The following is a 4,835-nucleotide window of genomic DNA, read 5'->3' as shown; positions in this document are numbered from 1 at the left end:
GCGTCTCAGGTTTTCATCCTTACCTAACTTAATTCCCCAATCGATATACTCCTCATCACTCCAAGCGATACCCTCACTAATTCCCGCATTAACCATTAAAGTATAACTATTTCTCGATGACCATTGTTGACCAACTTTTGTAACCAAAGGTATCCCCATCCACAGCACATCTAAAGTCGTCATTCCTCCCGTAAAAGGATAGGTATCTAAAACCACATCAGCTATTCTTAAATTTGCTCGATAAATTCCTGTGGGATAGAGGGGGAAGATTTTTAATCTCTCATAATTAATTCCTTCTTCCTCGGCAACTTTGAAAAATAATTTTTCCACTGATTTAGCATCACTTAACCCTTGAATACTCAAATAACTATTAGGAGCTGCCTTTAAAATTTGTAGCTGAAGTCGAATAGTTTCAGGGTGACGTTTAACCCCCGTTTGTACGGTTAAGTAATTAATTGCATCCTCTGGAATCCCTAAATCATCCCTTCGGAGAGAAGGGTAAGCAACCTCGACACCATCCACACAAATATAGGAATTAGGTAAGCGCCAAATTTTTTCTCGGTAATATTCCTGTGCATCTGCTGGTAAAACGTAATTATCAGCAAGATAGTAATCAATTGCGGGAATTCCTGACGCATCAAAACCTAACCAAGACACTTGTATTGGTGCGGGTTTTAGTGCCATGACTTGACAAGTTGTGTTATTAGTGATGCTGTCTAAATCTACTAAAATATCAATATTATCCTGACTAATTTTTTCGGCAATTAGCAGCGGATCAACAGGTAAATTATAGCAAGCATTTACCTGATTTCTAAAATCATTTTCAGTAATAAAATCTTCTTTTTGAGATACTAGGTATAAAGAGACATGAAACTCATTATAGTCATGATACTTCATTAACCATCTAGAGATTACTCCGATAGAATGATTATATAAAGTATGGGCAATATAGCCAATTCTAAGAACTTTATTAGTATCTTTAATAGTCGATTTTTGCCAGTAATTACAGTTAGAATTATTGCGAACATATTCCTGAAAAAATTGACCAATACAATTATTAATATAACGGTTTTTTCGTGGGTTATCTTCTAGGTAAACTAGAGGGGATAAAATTGCTAGGGATGGTTTATCCAAAAATCTTGGACATTCTCGATTAGTGATACTTTTTTGTAAGGATTCTGTATATTCTTCAATATCTGCCTTAATATCAACCCAATCACCACTAAATAATTTGACATAAAGAGCAATATAATCAGCTACAGCTTGAGAAGGCAACCCTTGACAAATTGTTTTTAATTGACTAGCTACTTGCATAGCAGCAGCAAAATCTCGATTATCAAAATAACATTGATACAGTTCAGCTAACAGATAAATTTGCCATGGTTCTACTGCCAAACAAGTATTAATAATATCAATAGCCAATGGTTTATTATTCATGGCTAGAGAAGTTACTTTAGCTTCTACTACTTTGATAAAAGTTTGTCGCTGACAGTTAGATTGAAATATTGCCTCTAAGTAGGGGACGGTTTCTGGTATCTGATAATCGATAAATTTTTCTAAAACTTCCTCTAATAAACTTAACTCTAGACTCTGGAAATCATTTGTTTTTAACACATCAACAAATAACCAGGTTTTTAACTGCTCTTGATCGAAATAATTCAAATTAATTGCTAATAAAATAAACCGCAGTAAATTATCAATATTATCGGTACTAATCTCGCGAATATGTCCTCGAATTAACCAACTGGTTTCTAAATTGCCTAACTCTAATTGTCTTCGCGCTTCCCCATCCAAAATATTGACTAAATCTGCTGTCCACAGCATCACCTCCTGTTCATCCCCTTGACTGAGGACGAATAACCAAGTAGTTTGTGCTTCTTCTTCCCTAGCTTCTAAAAGATAGGCTAATCCTAAATACCAATAATGACTAATTTCTAGGGGTTCTCTTTCTATCAGTTCTTGATAAAACTGGCTAACTTGCCAAAAATCCCCTTGGATAATTGCCAGTTCAACTTGGGAATGCCAAGACATAAGTATTTATCGTTAAGTGTCTCTACTAGCGTACCCAAATAGAAGCAAAATTTTTCTATATAAGTAAAATTTATCAGTCGCTCAGGGGTTGGGTTTTGGGGGTGGTCACTGCTTGCGCGTTGCGGGGGGTGTTGGGGTTTTAGTTGAAATTCCCCATTCCCCCACTTTCCCACTCTGCACCCAGTTTCAACGCGTCCCAGCTTACCATCAATCTCAGCCAAGAGTCAGTCCCGATGAAAAAGTTTTCACCCCCACAGATGAAAGAGGTTTCCTTCCCTACACCCCACACCCCACACCCTACACCCTACACCCTCTTTCAAGTCAGTTTTTTGAAAGATTTTCTAAATAAACCAATAAATCAGCCATAGCTTGAGGATCGGGCTGAAATTTGGGCATTGGCGGGGTTTTACCGCTAATTACCTGTTCAATCAGACTAATTCTCGATTTGCGATGGGAAACGTCCTCTAAACTTGGTCCGACGATGCCATCAGCAAACTGACCGTGACAAGCAGCACAGTTAATCTGAAAGATTTCGTAACCGCGACTGACATTACCTTGTCGGGATAACACCTCTTTAATGTACGGATCCGACATCTTAGCCAGATGAAAGGTGATTAAATAGGTGCTAATCAGGAACAAAACCACGATTATAACCATTAAGAATCGATAAAGCCCGAATTTTGGTTTAACTAACTGACTATTCACGAAGGCCGCCGAAGGAAAGATGAGTTTCTCTTTACATTTTGCAACTTTTTGCCCCAAAATTCCACCGCCGCTGCTAGAGATAGGCAAATGGAGAATAATATAAGACAAAAGTGCATCCTTTTCTAACCCTCTAGCAATGAACCTATTAACCAGACTGGAAGATTGGCCCTATATTATCCTACCTATCACTATCGTCCTCAGTTTCCTGCTGTTGGGATGGCTCGTAGAAAAGCGCGTTGTCAGTCAACTTTTATCGATTGCCAGAGAAAAAAACCTGCGTTTCTCGGAAGGGGTTTTACGTTCCCTTCGTGGATTAAGCATACTTTGGTTCGGACTTTTGGGTTTAAATATTGCCCTCTCCCTTCCCAATCTTCCCCTCTTTCCTTACCTGATTCTCCTGAGCAAAAAATTGCTGCTAGTGGCTTTTTTAGCTTCAGCTACTTGGGTTATTGCTCAATTATCCGTGGAAATATTACGATTTTATACCACGGGAGATGATGGCATTTCTTCCCTAACTTCCCTATTTGAATTTCTCGCCAAAGTTCTGATTTTTAGCTGCGGTTTTTTGCTGATTTTAAGCTCGATTGGCATTTCGATAACTCCCATGCTTACTGCCTTTGGTATTGGGGGTGTTTCCCTCGGTTTAGCTCTTCAAAATACCCTAGCTAATTTAATGTCAGGTATTAATATTATCACTTCTAAAAAAGTTAGACCGGGAGATTATATTGAACTGAGAACGGGAGAAGCTGGTTATGTGCGAGATGTGGATTTAAGATGCACAGTAGTCGAAGAAATTACCAATAATCTTTTGGTTATTCCCAATGCTCAGATCATTTCTTCTAGTTTCCGTAACTATAGTTTACCAGATCACTCCCTACTGGTTCCCGTGGAAGTGGGCATTAGTTACGATAGTGACTTAGAAAAAGTCGAAAAAGTTACCCTAGAAGTTATACAAGAAATCACCCAGTTATTGCAACCTCACCTCGGTAACTATAAACCCTTGATCCTTTATCGTAAATTCGATTACTATAGCATTGTGCTGACGGTTTATCTCAAGGTGGTAGAAGAGGAATTTTTTCAACATCTCACCATTAAACACGAATTTATTAAACTCCTACACCGACGCTATCAGCAAGAAGGAATTAAAATTCCCTATCCAATTCTTTTTCCCTATCCCCCCAGTAATCCCCCTAGTTAACCTCAATTCGCTATCGCAACAAACAATTTAAAGGCGCGGAAAACTTACAATTGATAATTCTCCTCAAAAAACTTACGAGTCATCGGTTGGGCCACTTCAATACCGTGGCCTTCTCCTAGTAATTCTAGGGGTTTTCCTTCCACTTGAATCCAGACTTTGGCATTGGGATCCCCAGTGGTAGTAGTATAGATGATTTGTGCCAAACGACCGATCAACATATCAGGGCCATCATCATTGCCAAACTCGCGCGAGAGATTAATCTTAATTCCCGTTTTATCTACTTTTAAATCAAGTAATTTAGTCCCGGGGGGAATAGTAGTCATATCCTGAGGATTACTTGGACCAGCTAATAGAGTTTGCAATACTGCTGTTAACTCTCGGTCGCCGCTATCCGCTTTTTGAACGGTAATTTCTTGGCTGACTAATTGATTACCCGTATCAGTCACTTTTAACCAATAAACCTGTCGAGTTTCCCTAACAGGAATAGCTGCGGGAGTTGCTGTCGGACTTGTCTCCACTAGACCGGGAGAAACCGGTTCAACAATTGGTGATTGACTTATCGGCGCTGGAGTGGGAGATTCAATCGGGTTTTCGCTGGTTTTCTGGGAGAAAGATAGGTGATGGACGGCAAACCAAGCAGTGGCCCCACCAGCAGTAAATAAAGCGAGGCCGATACCAATTATCCAAGGCAAAGAGATTTTATCACTAGAGCGAGAACTAGGCATAATTCAGTTATCAGTTATCAGTTATCAGTTATCAGTTTGGCTCTTCGGTTTGTCTTATGCAACGTACAGGGTTATAAGGAATGAAACTCTTATAGAGAAAGACATTTGGCGATTTTTGTTAATTGTTTTCTATCTAGAGCGAACTAATCAATTAAATCTCTTGCCAGATAAGGATT

General features: G+C 39.0%; 4 protein-coding genes. 1 reads left to right on the top strand and 3 read right to left on the bottom strand.

The window, feature by feature from the left end; genetic code table 11:
- Window positions 1-2,031: O-linked N-acetylglucosamine transferase, SPINDLY family protein (locus tag IM456_RS15670; protein WP_287693346.1), on the bottom strand; the 2,031-nt coding region annotated here is incomplete at its 3' end.
- Window positions 2,032-2,352: 321 nt separating this feature from the next.
- Window positions 2,353-2,844 carry a c-type cytochrome gene (locus tag IM456_RS15665; protein ID WP_149986356.1) on the bottom strand — a complete coding sequence of 164 codons (492 nt, stop codon included), beginning with the start codon at window positions 2,842-2,844 and terminating at the stop codon, window positions 2,353-2,355.
- Between the two features lie 28 nt (window positions 2,845-2,872).
- Here IM456_RS15665 and IM456_RS15660 point away from each other — a divergent pair, with 28 nt between their 5' ends.
- A complete protein-coding gene (locus IM456_RS15660) occupies window positions 2,873-3,934 on the top strand; it encodes a mechanosensitive ion channel family protein (RefSeq protein ID WP_002782514.1) in 1,062 nt (353 codons plus the stop codon).
- A 44-nt stretch (window positions 3,935-3,978) separates the two neighbouring features.
- Here IM456_RS15660 and IM456_RS15655 read toward each other — a convergent pair whose 3' ends face one another.
- A complete protein-coding gene (locus IM456_RS15655; protein WP_149986355.1) occupies window positions 3,979-4,659 on the bottom strand; it encodes a GerMN domain-containing protein in 681 nt (226 codons plus the stop codon).
- Between the last annotated feature and the right edge of the window lie 176 nt (window positions 4,660-4,835).

It is taken from the genome of Microcystis sp. M079S1, assembly GCF_020246425.1.
Taxonomy (GTDB): Bacteria; Cyanobacteriota; Cyanobacteriia; order Cyanobacteriales; family Microcystaceae; genus Microcystis; species Microcystis aeruginosa.
Note: the sequence above shows the minus strand (reverse complement) of the source record. Positions and strands in the feature narration are given on the sequence as shown.

What these genes read in the sequence shown, in the direction of transcription:
- IM456_RS15655 (WP_149986355.1), bottom strand. Translation starts at nt 4,659, where the DNA reads ATGCCTAGTTCTCGCTCTAGTGATAAAATCTCTTTGCCTTGGATAATT.
- IM456_RS15660 (WP_002782514.1), top strand. Translation starts at nt 2,873, where the DNA reads ATGAACCTATTAACCAGACTGGAAGATTGGCCCTATATTATCCTACCT.